The 284-nt window shown below is 54.9% G+C and carries 1 protein-coding gene; it reads right to left on the bottom strand.

Annotated elements, in window-relative coordinates:
• On the bottom strand, positions 1 to 284 hold a 284-nt coding region (locus B9P82_RS28175), incomplete at both ends, for a DUF932 domain-containing protein (protein ID WP_143704310.1).

Consider the following 284-nt stretch of genomic DNA (forward strand, 5'->3'; position numbering starts at 1 on the left):
CCACAGACAAGGCCGTTCTGACAAACCGCACGAAATAGTCCCGGCAGCATCTGGTACGAACTGCTGCCATCGTGAGAGTTGAGCAGGATTATTTCCGGCACCTGCTTACCGGTTATCTGTCCCTCACGCCGTAGACGCAGCATATGCTTGGTGTGTTCGCGACGCTCCGGATCACGCACACGGGTCTGACAGGCAAAGAATGGCTGGAAGCCTTCTCGCTGCAGGCTGTCCAGCAAGGAGATGGTGGGTATATAGGTGTAGCGTTCACTACGGGATTCATGTTT

This window comes from Citrobacter sp. L55 (assembly GCF_002850715.1).
Classification (GTDB): Bacteria; Pseudomonadota; Gammaproteobacteria; order Enterobacterales; family Enterobacteriaceae; genus Citrobacter; species Citrobacter braakii.